The sequence below is a fragment of the Streptomyces microflavus genome (assembly GCF_014650075.1).
Taxonomy (GTDB): domain Bacteria; phylum Actinomycetota; class Actinomycetes; order Streptomycetales; family Streptomycetaceae; genus Streptomyces; species Streptomyces microflavus.
In genome coordinates this window covers 558303-576998 of the sequence record NZ_BMUG01000002.1, presented here as the reverse complement: position 1 = coordinate 576998, position 18696 = coordinate 558303, and the positions used below count along the sequence as shown (strand labels likewise).

Here is an 18696-nt window from a genome sequence, read left to right as displayed (position 1 = left end):
AGCAACCGGAATGGGTTCGGTTCGCGTAGCCATCGTAGGCGTAGGCAACTGCGCCGCCTCGCTGGTGCAGGGCGTCGAGTACTACAAGGACGCAGATCCGGCCGGCAAGGTGCCCGGCCTGATGCACGTCCAGTTCGGCGAATACCACGTCAGCGACGTCGAGTTCGTCGCCGCCTTCGACGTCGACGCGAAGAAGGTCGGCCTCGACCTCGCGGACGCCATCGGCGCCAGCGAGAACAACACCATCAAGATCGCGGACGTGCCGAACACGGGCGTCACCGTCCAGCGCGGCCACACCCACGACGGTCTGGGCAAGTACTACCGCGAGACGATCGAGGAGTCCGCGGACGCCCCGGTCGACATCGTCCAGGTCCTCAAGGACAAGCAGGTCGACGTTCTCGTCTGCTACCTGCCCGTCGGTTCCGAGGTCGCCGCGAAGTTCTACGCGCAGTGCGCCATCGACGCCAAGGTCGCCTTCGTCAACGCTCTCCCGGTCTTCATCGCCGGCACCAAGGAGTGGGCGGACAAGTTCACCGAGGCCGGTGTCCCGATCGTCGGCGACGACATCAAGTCCCAGGTGGGCGCCACCATCACGCACCGCGTGATGGCGAAGCTCTTCGAGGACCGGGGCGTCGTCCTGGACCGCACGATGCAGCTGAACGTCGGCGGCAACATGGACTTCAAGAACATGCTCGAGCGTGAGCGCCTGGAGTCCAAGAAGATCTCGAAGACGCAGGCCGTCACCTCGCAGATCCGTGACCGCGAGCTCGGTGCGGACAACGTCCACATCGGCCCCTCGGACTACGTGGCCTGGCTGGACGACCGCAAGTGGGCGTACGTGCGCCTCGAGGGCCGCGCCTTCGGTGACGTTCCGCTGAACCTGGAGTACAAGCTCGAGGTGTGGGACTCCCCCAACTCGGCCGGCGTCATCATCGACGCCGTCCGTGCGGCGAAGATCGCCAAGGACCGCGGCATCGGTGGCCCCATCCTCTCCGCGAGCAGCTACTTCATGAAGAGCCCGCCCGTGCAGTACTTCGATGACGAGGCCCGCGAGAACGTCGAGCGGTTCATCAACGGCGACACCGAGAGCTGAACCGGCCTTCACGGCTGACAGCCTCACCGGAGCGCTGAGCGGCGACGTTCACCTCCTCCTGCCGCACGTCGGGGGTCCCCGGGCAATCCGCCCGCGGACCCCCGACGTGTGTGACGCTTGCTCACATGTCTGTCGCGCGTGATCTGCGCACCCTCCTGCGCCTGCGGAACTTCCGCCGCCTGCTCACCGTGCGGCTGCTCTCCCAGTCCGCCGACGGCGTCTATCAGGTCGCCCTCGCGGCGTACGTCGTCTTCTCCCCGGAGAAGCAGACCTCGGCGGCCGCCATCGCCTCGGCCATGGCGGTGCTCCTGCTCCCGTACTCCCTGGTCGGCCCCTTCGCAGGCGTCCTGCTGGACCGCTGGCCCCGCCGCCAGGTCTTCCTGTACGGGAACCTCCTGCGCGCCGCCCTGGCCTGCTGCACGGCCCTGCTGATCCTCGCCTCGGTGCCCGACTGGCTCTTCTACGCCTCGGCCCTCTGTGTCACCGCCGTCAACCGCTTCGTGCTGGCCGGGCTCTCCGCCGCGCTGCCGCGGGTGGTCGACACCGAACAGCTCGTCGTCGCCAACTCGCTCTCCCCGACGGCCGGCACCCTCGCGGCCACCGCGGGCGGCGGCATCGCCTTCGTTGTACGGCTGGTGGCCGACGAGTCCGATGCGGCGGTCGTCCTGCTGGGAGCCATGCTCTATCTGCTCTCCGCACTGGCTTCGCTGAGCCTGCCGCGAGCGCTGCTGGGGCCCGATCCCGACGGAACGCCTCTGCGGCTGCGGGCGGCCCTGACCGTCACGGCCCACGGGCTGGTCGCCGGAGTGCGCCACCTGCGGGAGCGGACCCACGCCGCCCGCGCGCTGGCCGCGATGACGGTGCTCCGCTTCTGTTACGGCGCGCTCACCGTGATGGTGCTCATGCTCTGCCGCTACGCCTGGGCGGACGAGGAGTCCGACGGACTGGCCCTCCTCGGCCTGGCGGTCGGGGCCTCCGGTGCGGGATTCTTCGTCGCCGCCGTGGTGACCCCCTGGGCGGTGGGACGGTTCGGACGGTACGGGTGGATCGTGGTCTGCGCCGGATCCGCGGCCGTCCTGGTGCCGGCTCTGGGGCTCTCCTTCGCCCCTGTGCCGATGCTGATCGCCGCCTTCGTCCTCGGTGTCGTGACCCAGGGAGCGAAGATCGCGACGGACACGGTCGTCCAGACCTCGGTGGACGACTCCTTCCGCGGCCGGGTCTTCTCGCTCTACGACGTGCTCTTCAACGTCGCGTTCGTGAGCGCGGCGGGGGTGGCGGCGGTGATGCTTCCGCCGGACGGCAGGTCCGTCGCCGTGGTGGCGGGAGTGGCCGCGCTGTACGCGGCCGTCGCGGTGGCGATGTTCCGCAGGCGGTACACCAGCAGCGCCGGGTAGCGGGTCCCGGGTGTGCCGAGGGGCGTTGTTTCACGTGAAACAACGCCCCTCGGCACACCTGGAGCGGGTGATGTTTCACGTGAAACATCACCCGCTCCGGCTCAGCTCTGTTCCGCCCACCATTCCTTGAGCGCTGCCACCGCCGCGTCGTGCCCCATCGGGCCGTGCTCCAGCCGCAGCTCCAGCAGGAACGCGTACGCCTTGCCGATCACCGGACCGGGACCCACCCCGAGGGCCTGCATGATCTCGTTGCCGTCCAGGTCGGGGCGGATGGAGTCGAGCTCCTCCTGCTCCTGGAGCATGGCGATCCGCTCCTCCAGACCGTCGTAGGTCCGGGAGAGCGCGTTCGCCTTGCGCTTGTTCCGGGTCGTGCAGTCCGACCGGGTCAGCTTGTGGAGGCGTTCGAGGAGCGGTCCGGCGTCGCGCACGTAGCGACGGACGGCGGAGTCGGTCCACTCGCCGTCGCCGTACCCGTGGAAGCGCAGGTGGAGCTCGACCAGCCTCGACACATCCTTGACCAGGTCGTTGGAGTACTTCAGCTCGGTCATGCGCTTCTTGGCCATCTTGGCACCGACGACCTCATGGTGATGGAAGGAGACCCGGCCGTCCTTCTCGAAGCGCCGCGTCCTCGGCTTTCCGATGTCGTGAAGCAGCGCAGCCAGGCGCAGGACGAGGTCGGGGCCGTCCTCCTCCAGGTCGATGGCCTGCTCCAGAACGGTCAGCGAGTGCTCGTAGACGTCCTTGTGACGGTGATGCTCGTCACTCTCCAGCCGCAGAGCGGGGAGCTCCGGCAGCACATGATCGGCCAGTCCGGTGTCGACGAGGAGCCCCAGGCCCTTGCGCGGGTGGCTGGAGAGAATAAGCTTGTTGAGCTCCTCACGGACCCGCTCGGCGGAGACGATCTCGATCCGGCCGGCCATCTCCGTCATCGCGGTGACGACATCGGGGGCAACCTCGAAGTCCAGCTGCGCGGCGAACCGGGCGGCGCGCAGCATGCGCAGCGGGTCGTCCGAGAAGGACGCCTCGGGCGTCCCCGGGGTGCGCAGCACGCGCTCGGCCAGATCCTTCAGACCGCCGTGCGGGTCGATGAACTCCTTCTCCGGCAGCGCGACCGCCATGGCGTTGACCGTGAAGTCGCGGCGCACGAGGTCTTCCTCGATGGAGTCGCCGTAGGAGACCTCCGGCTTGCGGGAGGTTCTGTCGTACGCCTCCGACCGGTAGGTCGTGACCTCGATCTGATAGCCGTCCTTCTGCGAGCCGACGGTGCCGAAGGCGATCCCGACCTCCCACACCGCGTCGGCCCACGGACGGACGATGGTCAGTACGTCCTCGGGGCGGGCGTCGGTGGTGAAGTCCAGGTCGTTCCCGAGCCGGCCGAGCAGCGCGTCGCGGACCGAGCCGCCGACCAGCGCGAGGCCGAATCCGGCCTCCTGGAAGCGGCGGGCGAGGTCGTCGGCGACCGTGGACACTCGCAGCAGCTCACTCACCGCGCGATGCTGCACCTGGTTCAGTGCACTGGCGTTCTCTTCGTTGGCGTTCGGCACAACAGAAAAGGGTACGTGCCCGGACCGGCCGCGGCGTCATCGTTTATCCGGACCCTGCGGGCGTACCGCGATCATGTGAACCGGACCCCAGCACTTCGGCCCTCCGCACCTCGTTACCATGCGGGGACGCAGGACCGACAACGATCGACAGACTCCGATGACGACGAGGGACGGGTAGGCGCGTGGCCCAGGCGGCAGACATCCAGGGGATGCGTCCCTCTCCTGCCCGCCGATGGCTGCGGCGCACAGCCTCCGTGGCCCTCGGAGCACCTCTGCTGGCCGGTCTGCTGGCCGTTCCGACCGCCGGGAGCGCGGGGGCATCCGCACCGGACAAGGCCCCCACGGGCTCCAGCACGGTCGATGTGTCCCTGGACACGCTCTCCCCCGCCGCCCCTGTGAAGGGGGACACGCTGACCGTCTCCGGAACGCTCACCAACAAGGGCAGGCAGACGATCGACGGCGCCGAGATCGACCTGCGGGTGGGCCCCCGGCTCTCCGGCCGGGGAGAGGTCGACGACGCCGCCAAGCGCAAGGGTTACACGCCCGGCGCCGACCCGGACGCGATCGACGACAAGTACACGGTGAAGATCGCGAAGCTCCCCAAGGGGATCAGCCAGAACTTCACACTCGCCGTTCCCGTCGACAAGCTGGACCTCGACGCGTCGGGCGTCTACCAGCTGGGGGTCTCGGTCTCCGGCCGTACGGCAGCCGCCCCCTTCGAGCAGGTGCTGGGCATCGAGCGCTCGTTCCTCCCGTGGCAGCCCGAGGAGAGCGACAAGAGGACGAAGCTCACGTTCCTGTGGCCGCTGATCGCCTCCCCGCACGTCACCGCGGAGACGCGCTCGGACGAACAGCAGACCCCGGTGTTCACCGACGACGCCCTGGCCGAGGAGCTGGCGCCGGGCGGGCGGCTGCAGCAGATGGTCGCCCTGGGCAGCCGCCTCCCCGTCACCTGGGTCATCGACCCGGACCTGCTGGCGAGCGTCGCCGCGATGGCCGGGGGGTACGAGGTCAAGTCCGGTGACACGACCGTCCCGGGCAAGAACCGGGCCGTCGCCGGACAGTGGATCACCGCCCTGCAGAAAGTGGTGGAGGACGGCAAGGTGATCGCGCTGCCGTTCGGTGATCCCGACCTGGCCTCCATCGCCCACCGGGGCAAGGGCGTCTCCGGGACCCTCAGCCATCTGCAGAACGCCTCCACGGTGGGCGCCTCCACGGTGGAGACCATCCTCCATGTGAAGCCCTCCACGGACTTCGCCTGGCCCGTGAAGGGCGCGGTCGACCCGGGCATCGTGGATGTGGCGACCTCCGCGGGCGCCCACCACGTGATCGCCCGCAGCGACAGCTTCAAGGAGACCGGCAGCCTGCCGTACACCCCGACGGCGGCCCGGCCGATCGGCGGGGGCACCACCGCGGTCGTCGCCGACCACCGGCTGTCGACCGCGTTCGACGGCAGCCTGCTCAGGGCCGACGCCTCGACCCTCGCGGTCCAGAAGTTCCTCGCCCAGACGCTCACGCTGAACGAGCAGGCGCCGGACAACGAGCGCAGCATCGTCGTGGCACCGCAGCGGATGCCCACGACCGCTCAGGCACAGACGATGGCCCGCGCCCTGGAAGCCCTGTCGGGCAACCGCTGGACACAGCCGCAGGACCTGGTCGCCGCGTCCGAGGTCAAGCCGGACCCGCTGGCGACCACCAAGGTGCCGCGGGCCTCGGCGTACCCGAAGAAGCTCCGCAACCAGGAGCTGCCCACCCAGGCGTTCCAGGACATCCGGACCACCCAGGGCTCCATCGACAGCTTCGAGACCATCCTCACGCAGCCCGAGCGCGTGGTGACGCCCTTCGGCAACGCGGTCAACCGCTCGATGTCGACGTCCTGGCGGGGCCGCTCCCTGGAGGCACAGGCCTACCGGGACGCCGTGCTCACGTATCTCAAGGACCTCACAGGAGAGGTCCAGCTGATCGACAAGTCGGATGTCACGCTCTCCGGCCGCAGCGCGACGATCCCCGTGACGGTCCAGAACAAGCTGGTGCAGGGCGTCGACCGGCTCGTCCTGAGGCTGAAGTCGGACAACATCCGGCTGAAGTTCAACGACGACGGGACGATGGCCGAACTGCCGGTCCGTATCGGGGGCGGGCACAGCCAGTCGGTGAAGTTCGACACGGCGACCAGCGCCAACGGACGTGCCCAGGTGACCGCCCGGCTCTTCACCGAGGACGGCACGCCGTACGGCGAGGAGATGACCTTCACCGTGAAGGTCTCCGAGGTCACCCCCACCGTCCTGCTCGTCATCGCCGGCGGACTGCTGCTCCTGGTGCTGGCCGGGGTCAGGATGTACAGCCACCGCAAGCGCGCCGTGGCAAGCGACACGGCGAACGGCGGCGGCGGCGAACCCGAGCAGCCGAGTGACCCGACCCCGGACACCGGACCGGAAAGCGGGGCCCCGTCGGGAACGGGTGAGAAAGTGGACCGTTGAGCGATGTCTGTCGTGGCCGGTCGGCCGGGGACGATGAGGTAGGGGTTTCGATGAACGCGCCGTACGACGGTGACCGCGGCCAGGGCGCCGGCGGAGCGGGGTCCCCGTCCGGGCCCCCGGTTCCTCCGGGCGCGGATCAGGACGGCCGGCAGGTGCCGCCCGACCCGTACCTCCAGCACGCCTATGAGGACGACCCCTACCGGGCGCAGGACCTCGCGGCCCAGGACCCGGTGGGCGAGGCGCTCTACGACCGGGCGTCCCATCCCCCGCCGCCCCCCGGTACCTACCAGGAGCCGCAGGCGCTCTACCAGCAGCCGCCCGCGGCCCCGTACGCCCCCGACCCGCGTATCTGGGCCCAGACGCCGCCTCCCGAGCCCTCGGGGCCCTCCCGCCACCTCCCGTACGGCGACCGTCCGGCGACCACCCAGTTCGTCGGCGTCGACGACCTGGTCACGCAGGCGTCGGACGACCGGCAGGAGCCGGACGCCTTCGCCCACCTCTTCCGGGACCAGGAGGGTTCGGGGAAGCCCCCGGCCCCGCCCGAGCCGGAACCCGCCCCCGCCCCCGTCCCGCCGAAGTCGGGCGGCGGCAAGTTCTCCGGGGTGCTGAAGTCGAGCGCGCTGATGGCGGCCGGCACCCTCGTCTCCCGGCTCACCGGGTTCATCCGCTCGCTGGTGATCACTGCGGCTCTCGGCGCCGCGCTGCTCGGTGACAGCTTCACCATCGCGTACACCCTGCCGACGATGATCTACATCCTCACCGTCGGCGGCGGTCTCAACTCGGTCTTCGTCCCGCAGCTCGTCCGCGCCATGAAGGACGACGAGGACGGCGGCGAGGCCTTCGCCAACCGGCTGCTGACCCTGGTGATGGTCGCGCTCGGCCTGATCGTGGCCGTCGCGGTCCTCGTCGCGCCGGTGCTGATCCAGCTGATGTCGAACACCATCGCCGACGACGTGGCGGCCAACAGCGTCGCCGTCACCTTCGCCCGGTACTGCCTGCCCACCATCTTCTTCATGGGTGTGCACGTGGTGATGGGTCAGATCCTCAACGCCCGGGGCAAGTTCGGCGCGATGATGTGGACCCCGGTCCTCAACAACATCGTCATGATCATCACGTTCGGCCTCTTCATCTGGGTCTACGGCACCTCCGCCGAATCCCGGATGGGCGTGGACACCATCCCGCCGGAGGGCATCCGGCTGCTGGGTATCGGCACCCTCCTCGGGCTGGTCGTCCAGGCGCTGGCGATGATCCCCTACCTGCGCGAGGCGGGCTTCCGCTTCCGCCCCCGCTTCGACTGGAAGGGCCACGGGCTCGGCAAGACGGTCAAGCTGGCCAAGTGGACCGTGCTGTTCGTCCTGGCCAACCAGGCGGGTGTCCTGGTCGTCACCCAGCTCGCCACCTCGGCGGGCAAGCTGGCAGGCCGGGACGGCACCGGGTTCCTGGCCTACTCCAACGCCCAGCTGATCTGGGGCATGCCGCAGGCCATCATCACCGTCTCCGTCATGGCCGCGCTGCTGCCCCGCATCTCCCGCGCCGCCCACGACAACGACCCCGGGGCGGTCCGCGACGACATCTCGCAGGGGCTGCGCAACTCCGCCGTCGCCATCGTCCCGGTCGCCTTCACGTTCCTGGCGCTCGGCCTGCCGATGTGCACCCTGCTGTACGCGTCCAGCGGCGCCGAGGCGGCCCGGTCCATGGGCTTCATCCTGATGGCGTTCGCCCTCGGCCTGATCCCGTACTCCGTGCAGTACGTCGTGCTCCGCGGCTTCTACGCGTACGAGGACACCCGCACCCCCTTCTACAACACGGTCATCGTGGCCGCCGTCAACGCAGCGGCCTCCGCCCTCTGCTACGTCGTACTGCCCGCCCGCTGGGCCGTCGTCGGCATGGCCTTCTCCTACGGTCTGGCCTACGCGGTCGGCGTCGGCGTCGCCTGGCGCCGGCTGCGCAACCGTCTCGGCGGCGACCTGGACGGGGCGCACATCGTGCGGACCTACGCCCGGCTCTGCATGGCTGCCGTGCCGGCGGCCATCATCGGTGGCGGCGTCGGATTCGCGATCCTCGAACTTCTCGGCACCGGCGCTCTCGGATCGCTGGCCGCGCTGATCTGTGGCGGCATCCTTCTCCTGGGCATCTTCTTCGTTGCGGCGAAGAAGATGCGCATCGAAGAGGTCAACGGCCTGGTCGGCATGGTCCGTGGACGGCTCGGTCGCTGAATGAGCGCACGGCCGCACAACCATCGCCGGACGCCGCGTGTCGTGGATAGCGCCGGAGTGTGGGCACAATTGGCGTGACTGTGGCGAGCTGGCTGGCATCGCGCAACGGATGGGGAGGCAGGAACGACGGTGGCGGAACGTAGCACGGCTGCCGTCGACGTGGCCGACAACGGCGGCAACGAGCCGCTGGCCGCCAAGGCGGACGAGGCCACGAACGACGGAACGGCGCAAGCCGAGGACACCGAGGGCGCGAGCCCCGAGAAGCCCGAGAACCCCAAGGGTCAAGACGGCGGGCGGGCACGTTCCGAGGCCGTTCCGGCGACCCCTGATGTGCACAGCGGACACAAACTGGCCGGGCGTTACCGGCTGGAGGAGTGCGTCACCCGTCTGGACGGCTTCAGCAGCTGGCGGGCGGTCGACGAGAAACTGCGTCGCGCGGTCGGCGTTCACCTGCTGCCCGCGAACCACCCCCGGGCCCGCTCCGTACTGGCCGCGGCCCGGTCGTCCGCCCTGCTCGGCGACCCCCGCTTCGTCCAGGTCCTGGACGCCGTCGAGGAGGACGATCTCGTCTACGTCGTCCACGAATGGCTCCCCGACGCCACCGAGCTCACCGCTCTGCTGGCCGCCGGACCGATGGACGCCCACGACGCCTACCAGCTCGTCAGCCAGCTCTCCCACGCGATGGCAGCGGCCCACCGCGAGGGCCTGACGCACCTTCGCCTCACCCCCGGCGCCGTACTGCGCAGCTCCACCGGCCAGTACCGGATCCGCGGCCTCGCGGTGAACGCCGCCCTGCGCGGCATCGCCTCCGAACGCCCCCTGCGTCAGGACACCGAGGCGATCGGCGCACTCCTGTACGCGGCGCTGACCAAGCGCTGGCCGTACGAGAGCGACGCGTACGGCCTCTCCGGACTGCCCAAGGGCATGGGGCTCATCGCCCCGGACCAGGTCCGCGCCGGCGTCCACCGCGGCCTCTCCGAACTCGCGATGCGTGCGCTCGCCAACGACGGGGCCACCGCCTCACGGCAGGAACCGCCGTGCACGACCCCGGACGAGCTGGCGAAGGCGGTCGCCGCCATGCCGCGCGTCCTGCCGCCGGAGCCGACATTCGCCGCCCAGCCCGTCTACCAGCAGCCCGGCTACCAGCGGACGACGTATCAGCAGGGCACCTACGGACGGCCGTCCACCCACCCGTCGTCCGTGCCCCAGCCGGTGCTGGCCGCCCCTCCGGCGCCCCTCCAGAGCCGTACCGGGCGGGTACTCAAGTGGAGCGTCTCGGCGCTCCTCATCGCCGCCCTCGGTCTCGGCAGCTGGCAGCTCGCGGAGACCCTGCTGGACCAGCGCAAGGGCTCCGACGACACCGGAGTCACCGAGACGACCGACGACGAGAAGGAACCGGCACCCGCCCCGCCCAAGCCGCTGACCATCGCGGAGGCCACCGAGTTCATGCCGGACGGTTCGGGGATCCAGCCGGGGGACGTACCGAACGCCATCGACGACGACTCCTCCACGGCGTGGGTCACCCACCGCTACCGGGGCTTCCCCAACTTCGGCAACCTCCCCCAGCGCAGGCAGGGCAGCGGGATCATCGTCGACCTGGGGAAGGTCCAGGACGTCCGCGCCATCGATGTGGACATGTACCGCAGCGGTCAGACGACCGCGGTGTTCGCCGCGGGGCCGAACGCCTCGTCACCCTCCTCGTCGGCGGACTTCCCCCAGCGGATCGTCGAGAAGAAGGTCGCGGGGAAGACGCTCAAGGAAGAGCTGGAGAAGCCCGTCCGGACGCGCTACGTCCTGATCCACATCACGGAGCTGCCCGCGGACGGCACCGGCGGCTATCGCGGCGGGATCGCCGACATCTCCGTACTCGGCTGACCGGGGGCCGGTGCGGAGACTCCGCACCGGCCCCTGATCACCGGGCGCGCGGCCCGTTAATGTGGCACCTGACATCGGATCCGGTTCGGAGGGGGAGCACGGTGGATTCCGTTCCACCCGAGGCACCGAGCGACTCGGACCTGCTCGCCCTCCATGTGGCGGGCGCCACCGACGCCTTCGGTGAGCTCGTACGCCGCCACCGCGACCGGCTGTGGGCCGTGGCGCTGCGTACCCTCGGGGACAGGGAAGAGGCTGCGGACGCCGTCCAGGACGCCCTCGTCTCCGCCTTCCGGGCCGCCCACACCTTCCGCGGCCAGTCCGCCGTCACGACCTGGCTGCACCGCATCACCGTCAACGCCTGCCTCGACCGGGTCCGCAAGGCCGCCTCCCGCAAGACGTCACCGGTGGACGACGCGGACCGGCTCGACCAGCTCCTGGAACCCCACGAGTCGGCCGAGGCCCCCGCCGAACGGCAGGACCTGCACCGCCAGCTCTTCGCCGCCCTGGCCACCCTCCCCGCCGAACAGCGCGCGGCCCTCGTCCTGGTCGACATGCAGGGCTACCCCGTGGCGGAGGCCGCCAGCATCCTGGACGTACCCACCGGCACCGTGAAGAGCCGGTGCGCGCGGGGACGGGCGAGACTCGCGCCCCTGGTCCGGCACCTGCGCGCCGGGGACGGGAACGAGGGCCCCGACGGGGAGAGCCGCACCACCGGAAGGAACCGGACGCCCGGGACATCCGTCCCACCGGCGTCAGGACCGAAGGACGCAGGAGCGAGCGACGCTGCCGCTGCGAAGGGAGGAGGTGGACGCCCGTGACATCCGCGACCGACACGGCTCAGCACCCGGAGGTCTCCGAGATCTCCGATCTTGCCGAGGGGCTGCTCACCGCCTCCCGGGCGGCAGAGGTCCGCCGCCATCTCTCGGAGTGCGAGCTGTGCGCAGAGGTACGGGACTCCCTGGAGGAGATCCGCGGGCTGCTCGGCACCCTGCCCGACCCCGAGCCGATGCCCGAGGACATCGCCGCCCGCATCGACGCGGCCCTCGCCGCCGAGGCCCGTTCAGATGCCGGCGCCGGTGAACCTGCCGACGCCTCCGGGGCCGCCGCTGTTTCACGCGATGCCGATGTTTCACGTGAAACAGAGAACGTGGAGACCAGCGACGCGTCCTCCGTGACGCCCCGCACCGGCTCCTCCCCGGGCCGCCCGGCCGGCCGGCCCCAGGGCGCCACCGGGCCCGGCCGTCGCACCGCCCGGCGCCGCCGCCGGGCGGTGATCCTGGGCACCGCGTGCGGCGCCGCACTCATCGGTATGAGCGTCCTCTTCCTCCAGAACCTCTCGTCGTCCCAGAACGCGTCGGACGCATCGGCCGACCGGGCAGTCAGCGCCTCCGAGAGCGGGGCACACAGCTACTCCCAGGACACGCTCGAAGCCGAGGTCCAGGGTCTCCTGGCCGGCGGAGCGAGCACGGAGAAGTACGACGAACAAAAGCAGTCACCGAGCACGGACGAGCGAGCCGTCCCCGAAGCGGAGACTCCCGACACCACCACCTCCAGGAACCCGCTGAGCGCGCCCGCCGTCGACGTACCCCCGTGCGTGCAGCAGGCGACCGGCCGCACCACACCGGCCCTCGCCCTCGACGAGGGGACCTACCAGGGGACGGATGCCTTCCTCGTCGTCCTCCCGCATCCGAGCGATCCCACCCGCGTACAGGCCTATGTGGTCGCCGCCTCCTGCGTGGACACCGCTCCCGGGTCAACCGGTCGGCTGCTGCTCACAGAGGCCTACGACCGCCCCTGAGGACCGCTACGGCACAGCGGGAATGCATCACCCGTAGGATCCGTTGGGTGGGGTGAGAGTCGTTGAACCGACCCCGTAGGCAGTAGGCAGTCTGCAGAGACGAGGAAGAAACCCGTGAGCGACGTCCGTAATGTGATCATCATCGGCTCCGGACCGGCCGGGTACACCGCCGCGCTGTACACCGCCCGCGCTTCACTGAGCCCGCTGGTCTTCGAGGGCGCGGTCACGGCCGGCGGTGCGCTGATGAACACCACCGACGTGGAGAACTTCCCCGGCTTCCAGGACGGCATCATGGGCCCCGAGCTCATGGACAACATGCGGGCCCAGGCCGAGCGCTTCGGCGCCGAGCTGGTCCCCGACGATGTCGTCGCCGTCGACCTCACCGGTGACATCAAGACCGTCACCGACACGGCAGGCACCGTGCACCGCGCCAAGGCCGTCATCGTGACGACCGGATCCCAGCACCGCAAGCTCGGCCTGCCCAACGAGGACGCCCTCTCCGGACGCGGCGTCTCCTGGTGCGCCACCTGTGACGGCTTCTTCTTCAAGGACCACGACATCGCCGTGATCGGCGGCGGAGACACCGCGATGGAGGAGGCGACCTTCCTCTCCCGCTTCGCCAAGTCGGTCACGATCGTCCACCGCCGCGACACCCTGCGCGCCTCCAAGGCGATGCAGGACCGGGCCTTCGCCGACCCGAAGATCAAGTTCGCCTGGGACAGCGAGGTCGCCGAGGTCAAGGGCGAGCAGAAGCTCTCGGGCCTGACCCTGCGGAACACCAAGACCGGTGAGACCTCCGAGCTCCCCGTGACCGGTCTCTTCATCGCCGTCGGACACGACCCGCGCACCGAGCTCTTCAAGGGCCAGCTGGAGCTCGACGACGAGGGGTACCTGAAGGTCGAGGCGCCCTCCACCCGGACCAACCTGACCGGTGTCTTCGGCGCCGGAGACGTGGTCGACCACACCTACCGACAGGCCATCACCGCTGCGGGCACCGGCTGCTCCGCGGCTCTGGATGCCGAGCGCTTCCTCGCCGCACTGGCCGACGTGGAGCCCGCCGAGCCGGAGAAGACCCCGGCAGTCTGAACTTCTCCACCGCACTCCCACCCCGAGAGACTAAGGAGGCCGCCGTGGCCGGCGACCTGAAGCACGTTACGGACGACACCTTCGACGAGGTCGTCCTCAAGAGCGAGAAGCCTGTTCTGGTCGACTTCTGGGCTGCCTGGTGCGGCCCGTGCCGCCAGATCGCCCCCTCCCTGGAGGCCATCGCGGCAGAGCACGGCGACCAGATCGAGATCGTCAAGCTCAACATCGACGAGAACCCGGCCACCGCCGCCAAGTACGGCGTGATGTCCATCCCGACCCTGAACGTCTACCAGGGCGGCGAGGTCGCCAAGACCATCGTCGGTGCCAAGCCGAAGGCCGCGATCCTCCGCGACCTCGAAGGCTTCATCACCAAGTAGCGGCGCCCCGGCGCGATGTTTCACGTGAAACGGGCCCACCCCCGCACCGGGGGTGGGCCCGTTCTCGTAACGGCCGACTCCGGTCAGAGCGGGCGTAGCACCGGTTCCTTCTGCACTGCTCCCAGGAGCCGGTCGAGAGCCATCTCGACGTCCTCCTTCCAGGAGAGCGTCGTCCGCAGTTCCAGTCTCAGCCGCGGGTACCGGGGATGGGGCCGCACGGTCTTGAATCCGACCGCCAGCAGGTGGTCCGCCGGGAGCACACAGCCGAACTCCTCCGCACGGGCGTCCCCGAACGCCTCGATCGCCTTGAAGCCCCGGCGCAGTACGTCCTTGGCCACCGTCTGCACCATGACGCGGCCGAGTCCCTGGCCCTGGTACCCCGGAACGATCAACCCGGTGATGAGCTGAACGGCGTCGGGGGAGACCGGGCTCGTGGGGAATGCCGTCGAACGCGGGACGTAAGCCGGCGGTGCATAGAGAACGAACCCCACGGCGACATCGTCCACGTAGACCACCCGGCCGCAGGAGCCCCACTCAAGGAGCACCGCGGAGATCCAGGCTTCCTTCTCCAGCTCCGGCTTGCCCGCCTTTACCGCGGCTTCCCCGCTGACCGGGTCAAGCTCCCAGAAGACGCACGCACGGCAGCGCTCGGGGAGATCCTCAAGGTTGTCCAAGGTGAGCGGTACAAGCCGACGCCCCATGGCGGCGATTCCTCACTTCCCTCACCCGCCGCATCGCGTGCGGCCGCCAGCGCGTTCCGTTCGTGGAACAGACTGCCGACGAATCCCCCGACGGCTCCCAGGCCCAGCCCGACCGTCACCAGCCGGCTGCGGCTCACTGTTCGCAAGGTCCCCGCCCTCCTCCGAGGTCGATCACCGTGAAAGCGCCATCCCAGATCGCATCGTATCCACCCAGAGGTGATGCGGATACCGAGAGCGGGCAAAGGGCGGGCCGTGTTCCGGTAACCACCGGACACGGCCCGCCCTTTGCGCGGTCCCCACAAGCGGGGGCCCGGGGGAACTCAGCTCTCGTCGTCCTCGTCGGCCGTCTCGGAGAGCCGGCGCTCCAGCACCTTTCCCTCGCCCGGGGCGAGGGAGCCGAGAATCCGCTCCAGATCCTCCATCGAGGCGAACTCGACGGTGATCTTTCCCTTCTTCTGGCCCAGGTCGACCTTCACCCGGGTCTCGAAGCGGTCGGAGAGCCGGGTTGCCAGGTCGGTCAGCGCGGGGGAGAGCCGCCCACCGGCCCGGGGGCCCTTCGGCTTCGGCGAGCTCGTGGGACGCGAACCCATGAGCGTCACGATCTCCTCGACCGCGCGCACGGACAGACCTTCCGCCACAATGCGGTGCGCGAGCCGGTCCTGCTCCTCGGAGTCGTCCACCGACAGCAGGGCCCGGGCGTGACCGGCCGAGAGAACACCTGCGGCCACCCGGCGCTGCACCGGCGGCGAGAGCCGCAGGAGCCGCAGTGTGTTGGACACCTGGGGCCGGGACCGCCCGATCCGGTCGGCCAGCTGGTCATGGGTGCACTTGAAGTCCTTGAGAAGCTGGTCGTACGCAGCAGCCTCTTCCAGCGGGTTCAGCTGAGCCCGGTGGAGGTTCTCCAGCAGTGCGTCCAGAAGGAGCTTCTCGTCGTCCGTGGCCCGGACGATGGTTGGAATCCGCTCCAGGCCCGCTTCGCGGCAGGCCCGCAGACGACGCTCACCCATGATGAGCTCGTAGCGGTCCGCCCCCACCTTGCGTACAACGACCGGCTGGAGAAGGCCTACCTCCTTGATGGAGGTGACCAGCTCGGCCAGAGCGTCCTCGTCGAACACCTCACGCGGCTGGCGCGGGTTCGGCGTGATCGAACCGATGGGCAGCTCGGCGAAGTACGCACCGGACGCCCCCGCCTCCTGGTCCGGCGCGGACGCCGGCTCCGGCACCACCGGGGACGACGGGAGCGCGGTCACCTTCGCGGCCGCCACGCCCCGCTCCGCCGTCAGAACCGGACCCCCGCCGGGCGCCGAGATACCTCCGGGCGCCGGCACCTGCTTCTCCTGGGGAGCGGCGGGGATCAGCGCACCGAGCCCACGCCCCAGCCCTCTACGTCGCTCACTCACTACATGCCCTCCGAAACGTTCTGCTGGCTGATCTGCGTGCTCGTGTGGGCGTGCTGGGCCTCGTAGTGCACCCCGACACCCCGCAGGGCGATCTCCCGGGCGGCTTCGAGGTAGGAGAGCGAGCCGCTGGATCCGGGATCGTAGGTCAGCACCGTCTGCCCGTAGCTCGGTGCCTCGGAGATACGCACGGACCGCGGGATGCTCGTCCGCAGCACTTCCTTGCCGAAGTGGGTACGGACCTCCTCGGCGACCTGGGAGGCGAGCCTGGTCCTGCCGTCGTACATCGTCAACAGGATCGTCGAGACGTGCAGATCGGGGTTCAAGTGGCCCCGCACCAGGTCGACGTTCCGCAGCAGCTGTCCCAGGCCCTCCAGCGCGTAGTACTCGCACTGGATGGGGATCAGCACCTCGGCCCCGGCCACCATCGCGTTCACCGTGAGCAGGCCGAGGGAGGGCGGGCAGTCGATGAGGATGTAGTCCAGCGGCTGCTCGTAAGCCTGGATGGCCCGCTGAAGCCGGCTCTCCCGCGCCACCAGCGACACGAGCTCGATCTCCGCACCGGCGAGATCGATGGTGGCGGGGGCGCAGAAGAGACCTTCGACGTCCGGGACGGGCTGAACCACTTCGGAGAGCGGGCGGCTCTCCACCAGGACGTCATAGATCGAGGGGACATCGGAGTGGTGATCGATGCCCAGGGCCGTGGAGGCATTGCCCTGGGGGTCGAGGTCGACCACCAGGACACGCGCGCCGTGCAGGGCCAGCGAAGCAGCGAGGTTGACCGTCGTGGTCGTCTTGCCGACCCCGCCCTTCTGGTTGGCCACCACCATGACGCGGGTCCGGTCAGGGCGAGGCAGCCCCTCACCGGCGCGACCGAGGGCCTCGACCGCCAGCTGGGCAGCACGACCGATGGGTGTGTCGTCCATCGGCGGCGGTGTTTCACGTGAAACACCCTCCCCCATGGACTCGGTTCGGGGACCGGGGACCGGATCGGTCATCGGTCCCGCGATGTTGGCGTCGGACCGCAACGATTCACTCTCCTCGACTACAGGCTCGCAATGAGCAGAGCCTGCCATGCTTTCGGGGTCGTGAACCAGCGAGGCCCGCTGTTCTGTGGATGAATCCGCGCGTGTGGACAACTCGGTAACCCGTACGGGCTTCCGATCGCGCGGTGTGGCAGCCGCACGACCGCGGCCGATGATTCCCTGCAGCAGAGAGCGACGTTTCACGTGAAACACGATGCCCTCGCCGGGCAACTACCAGGCCACGACACTCCGCAGGGGGTACAGATGGCTACTTTTCCGGTATTTCCCTGCTAGACGGCAGAGATCACCTGGAAGTAGCCATGACGGATCGCTCCCCGCCGGGTCGTCGCCACTCCACAGGTCGCCCCTCAGCGACGCCGACGGGTGCGCCCCGTGCGGGCGGCCTTGGCCTTCTTTGCGGCGAACCTCACACCGCCCGGGCTCTCGCCCACCACCACACGCACCACCGTGGCCAGCGGATCGACCACGCCCTCACCGACATGGAGCACCTCGGCCTCCAGCACACCCAGCTTGCTGAGTGCGGCCTTGGCGCCGTTGATCTCCTCTTCGGCGGTGTCACCCTTCAGCGCGAGCATCTCCCCGTAGGGACGCAGCAGGGGCACACCCCAGCCCGCCAGCCGGTCCAGCGGCGCCACGGCCCGGGCGGTCACCACATGGACGGGCTGGAGCGTCCCGAGGACCTCCTCGGCCCTCCCACGCACCACCGTCACATGGTCCAGACCCAGCAGTTCGACGACCTCCTGAAGGAAGTTCGTCCGGCGCAGGAGCGGCTCCAGCAGAGTGATCTTGAGGTCGGGGCGCACCAGGGCCAGTGGGATGCCGGGCAGGCCTGCGCCCGAGCCCACATCGCAGACCGTGACGCCTTCCGGCACCACCTCGGAGAGCACCGCGCAGTTCAGCAGGTGGCGCTCCCACAGCCGCGGCACCTCGCGCGGTCCGATCAGGCCACGCTTCACCCCGGCATCGGCGAGCAGCTCCGCGTACCGGACAGCCTCCGGGAAGAGCTCTCCGAATACCGCCCGCGCCTCTTCAGGTGCCTGGGGGAGCTCTGCAGCGTCCGTCACGGGGACCGTCCTTCCGTACCGCACTAGCGCACTGTGGGTGGCTGACTATCAGGCTGACAAAGATCGGCCCCGCCTGCGAACAGACGGGGCCGACAGTACAAGGATCCGGTCAGGCCGGGAGAACGACGACGAAGCGCTGCGGCTCCTCGCCCTCCGACTCGCTCCGGAGACCGGCTGCGGCGATCGCGTCGTGCACGACCTTGCGCTCGAACGGCGTCATCGGGTCCAGCTTGACCGGCTGGCCCGAGGTCTTGACGTCGTTGGCGGCCTTGGCACCCAGCTCGGCGAGGATCTCGCGCTTCTTGGCCCGGAAGCCGCCGATATCCAGCATCAGCCGGCTGCGGTCGCCGGTCTCCCGGTGAACCGCCAGCCGGGTCAGCTCCTGGAGCGCCTCCAGCACCTCACCGTCGCGGCCCACGAGCTTCTGGAGTTCACGCGGAGAGTCGCTGATGATCGAGACCGCGGCCCGGTCCGCCTCGACGTCCATGTCGATGTCGCCGTCGAGATCGGCGATGTCGAGCAGGCCTTCGAGGTAGTCGGCTGCGATCTCCCCCTCCTGCTCCAGGCGGGTCAGGGTGTCGCTGCCCTCAGCGGCGGCCGTGGAGGTGGTGCCTTCCGTCACGGGTGG

General features: G+C 69.7%; 15 protein-coding genes. 9 read left to right on the top strand and 6 right to left on the bottom strand.

Annotated features, from left to right (window positions below):
* The first annotated feature begins 10 nt into the window (after positions 1-10).
* Positions 11-1093, top strand: coding sequence for an inositol-3-phosphate synthase (locus IE264_RS07660; RefSeq protein WP_015609857.1), 1083 nt, complete (start codon positions 11-13; stop codon positions 1091-1093).
* 125 nt (positions 1094-1218) lie between these two features.
* Positions 1219-2487 (top strand): MFS transporter, encoded by a 1269-nt coding sequence (locus tag IE264_RS07655; protein ID WP_015609856.1) that lies wholly within the window; start codon positions 1219-1221, stop codon positions 2485-2487.
* Positions 2488-2588: 101 nt separating this feature from the next.
* Here IE264_RS07655 and IE264_RS07650 read toward each other — a convergent pair whose 3' ends face one another.
* A complete protein-coding gene (locus tag IE264_RS07650) occupies positions 2589-4031 on the bottom strand; it encodes a CCA tRNA nucleotidyltransferase (RefSeq protein ID WP_032755853.1) in 1443 nt (480 codons plus the stop codon).
* A 182-nt stretch (positions 4032-4213) separates the two neighbouring features.
* Between IE264_RS07650 and IE264_RS07645 the strand changes: the two genes are divergently transcribed.
* The 7 genes from IE264_RS07645 to trxA all read left to right on the top strand — a co-directional run bounded on the left by IE264_RS07645 (position 4214) and on the right by trxA (position 13860).
* Complete coding sequence (locus tag IE264_RS07645; RefSeq protein ID WP_032755854.1) at positions 4214-6508, top strand: DUF6049 family protein; 2295 nt, start codon at positions 4214-4216, stop codon at positions 6506-6508.
* Between the two features lie 50 nt (positions 6509-6558).
* Positions 6559-8724: a murein biosynthesis integral membrane protein MurJ gene (gene murJ / locus IE264_RS07640; protein ID WP_032755855.1), complete on the top strand. Its 2166-nt coding sequence runs from the start codon at positions 6559-6561 to the stop codon at positions 8722-8724.
* Positions 8725-8853: 129 nt separating this feature from the next.
* Positions 8854-10599 (top strand): protein kinase family protein, encoded by a 1746-nt coding sequence (locus IE264_RS07635; RefSeq protein ID WP_015609852.1) that lies wholly within the window; start codon positions 8854-8856, stop codon positions 10597-10599.
* Positions 10600-10700: 101 nt separating this feature from the next.
* Positions 10701-11417: an RNA polymerase sigma factor SigM gene (gene sigM / locus IE264_RS07630; RefSeq protein WP_032755857.1), complete on the top strand. Its 717-nt coding sequence runs from the start codon at positions 10701-10703 to the stop codon at positions 11415-11417.
* A complete protein-coding gene (locus tag IE264_RS07625; protein ID WP_032755859.1) occupies positions 11414-12397 on the top strand; it encodes an anti-sigma factor family protein in 984 nt (327 codons plus the stop codon). The genes sigM and IE264_RS07625 overlap by 4 nt, the downstream gene beginning before the upstream one ends.
* Before the next feature lie 114 nt (positions 12398-12511).
* Complete coding sequence (trxB, locus tag IE264_RS07620; protein WP_032755861.1) at positions 12512-13483, top strand: thioredoxin-disulfide reductase; 972 nt, start codon at positions 12512-12514, stop codon at positions 13481-13483.
* 44 nt (positions 13484-13527) lie between these two features.
* On the top strand, positions 13528-13860 hold the full coding sequence (trxA, locus tag IE264_RS07615; RefSeq protein WP_015609848.1) for a thioredoxin: 333 nt from the start codon (positions 13528-13530) through the stop codon (positions 13858-13860).
* 83 nt (positions 13861-13943) lie between these two features.
* Here trxA and IE264_RS07610 read toward each other — a convergent pair whose 3' ends face one another.
* The 5 genes from IE264_RS07610 to IE264_RS07590 all read right to left on the bottom strand — a co-directional run bounded on the left by IE264_RS07610 (position 13944) and on the right by IE264_RS07590 (position 18690).
* Complete coding sequence (locus tag IE264_RS07610) at positions 13944-14561, bottom strand: GNAT family N-acetyltransferase (protein WP_015609847.1); 618 nt, start codon at positions 14559-14561, stop codon at positions 13944-13946.
* Between the two features lie 320 nt (positions 14562-14881).
* Positions 14882-15961, bottom strand: a complete 1080-nt coding sequence (locus IE264_RS07605) for a ParB/RepB/Spo0J family partition protein (RefSeq protein WP_015609846.1) — start codon at positions 15959-15961, stop codon at positions 14882-14884.
* Positions 15961-17034, bottom strand: coding sequence for a ParA family protein (locus IE264_RS07600; RefSeq protein ID WP_078618698.1), 1074 nt, complete (start codon positions 17032-17034; stop codon positions 15961-15963). The genes IE264_RS07605 and IE264_RS07600 overlap by 1 nt, the downstream gene beginning before the upstream one ends.
* A gap of 317 nt (positions 17035-17351) precedes the next feature.
* Complete coding sequence (rsmG, locus tag IE264_RS07595; RefSeq protein WP_015609844.1) at positions 17352-18068, bottom strand: 16S rRNA (guanine(527)-N(7))-methyltransferase RsmG; 717 nt, start codon at positions 18066-18068, stop codon at positions 17352-17354.
* A 109-nt stretch (positions 18069-18177) separates the two neighbouring features.
* Positions 18178-18690, bottom strand: coding sequence for a Jag family protein (locus IE264_RS07590; RefSeq protein WP_015609843.1), 513 nt, complete (start codon positions 18688-18690; stop codon positions 18178-18180).
* Between the last annotated feature and the right edge of the window lie 6 nt (positions 18691-18696).

What these genes read in the sequence shown, in the direction of transcription:
- IE264_RS07610 (WP_015609847.1), bottom strand. Translation starts at nt 14,561, where the DNA reads ATGGGGCGTCGGCTTGTACCGCTCACCTTGGACAACCTTGAGGATCTC.
- IE264_RS07655 (WP_015609856.1), top strand. Translation starts at nt 1,219, where the DNA reads ATGTCTGTCGCGCGTGATCTGCGCACCCTCCTGCGCCTGCGGAACTTC.
- IE264_RS07600 (WP_078618698.1), bottom strand. Translation starts at nt 17,034, where the DNA reads ATGGCAGGCTCTGCTCATTGCGAGCCTGTAGTCGAGGAGAGTGAATCG.
- murJ (WP_032755855.1), top strand. Translation starts at nt 6,559, where the DNA reads ATGAACGCGCCGTACGACGGTGACCGCGGCCAGGGCGCCGGCGGAGCG.
- IE264_RS07660 (WP_015609857.1), top strand. Translation starts at nt 11, where the DNA reads ATGGGTTCGGTTCGCGTAGCCATCGTAGGCGTAGGCAACTGCGCCGCC.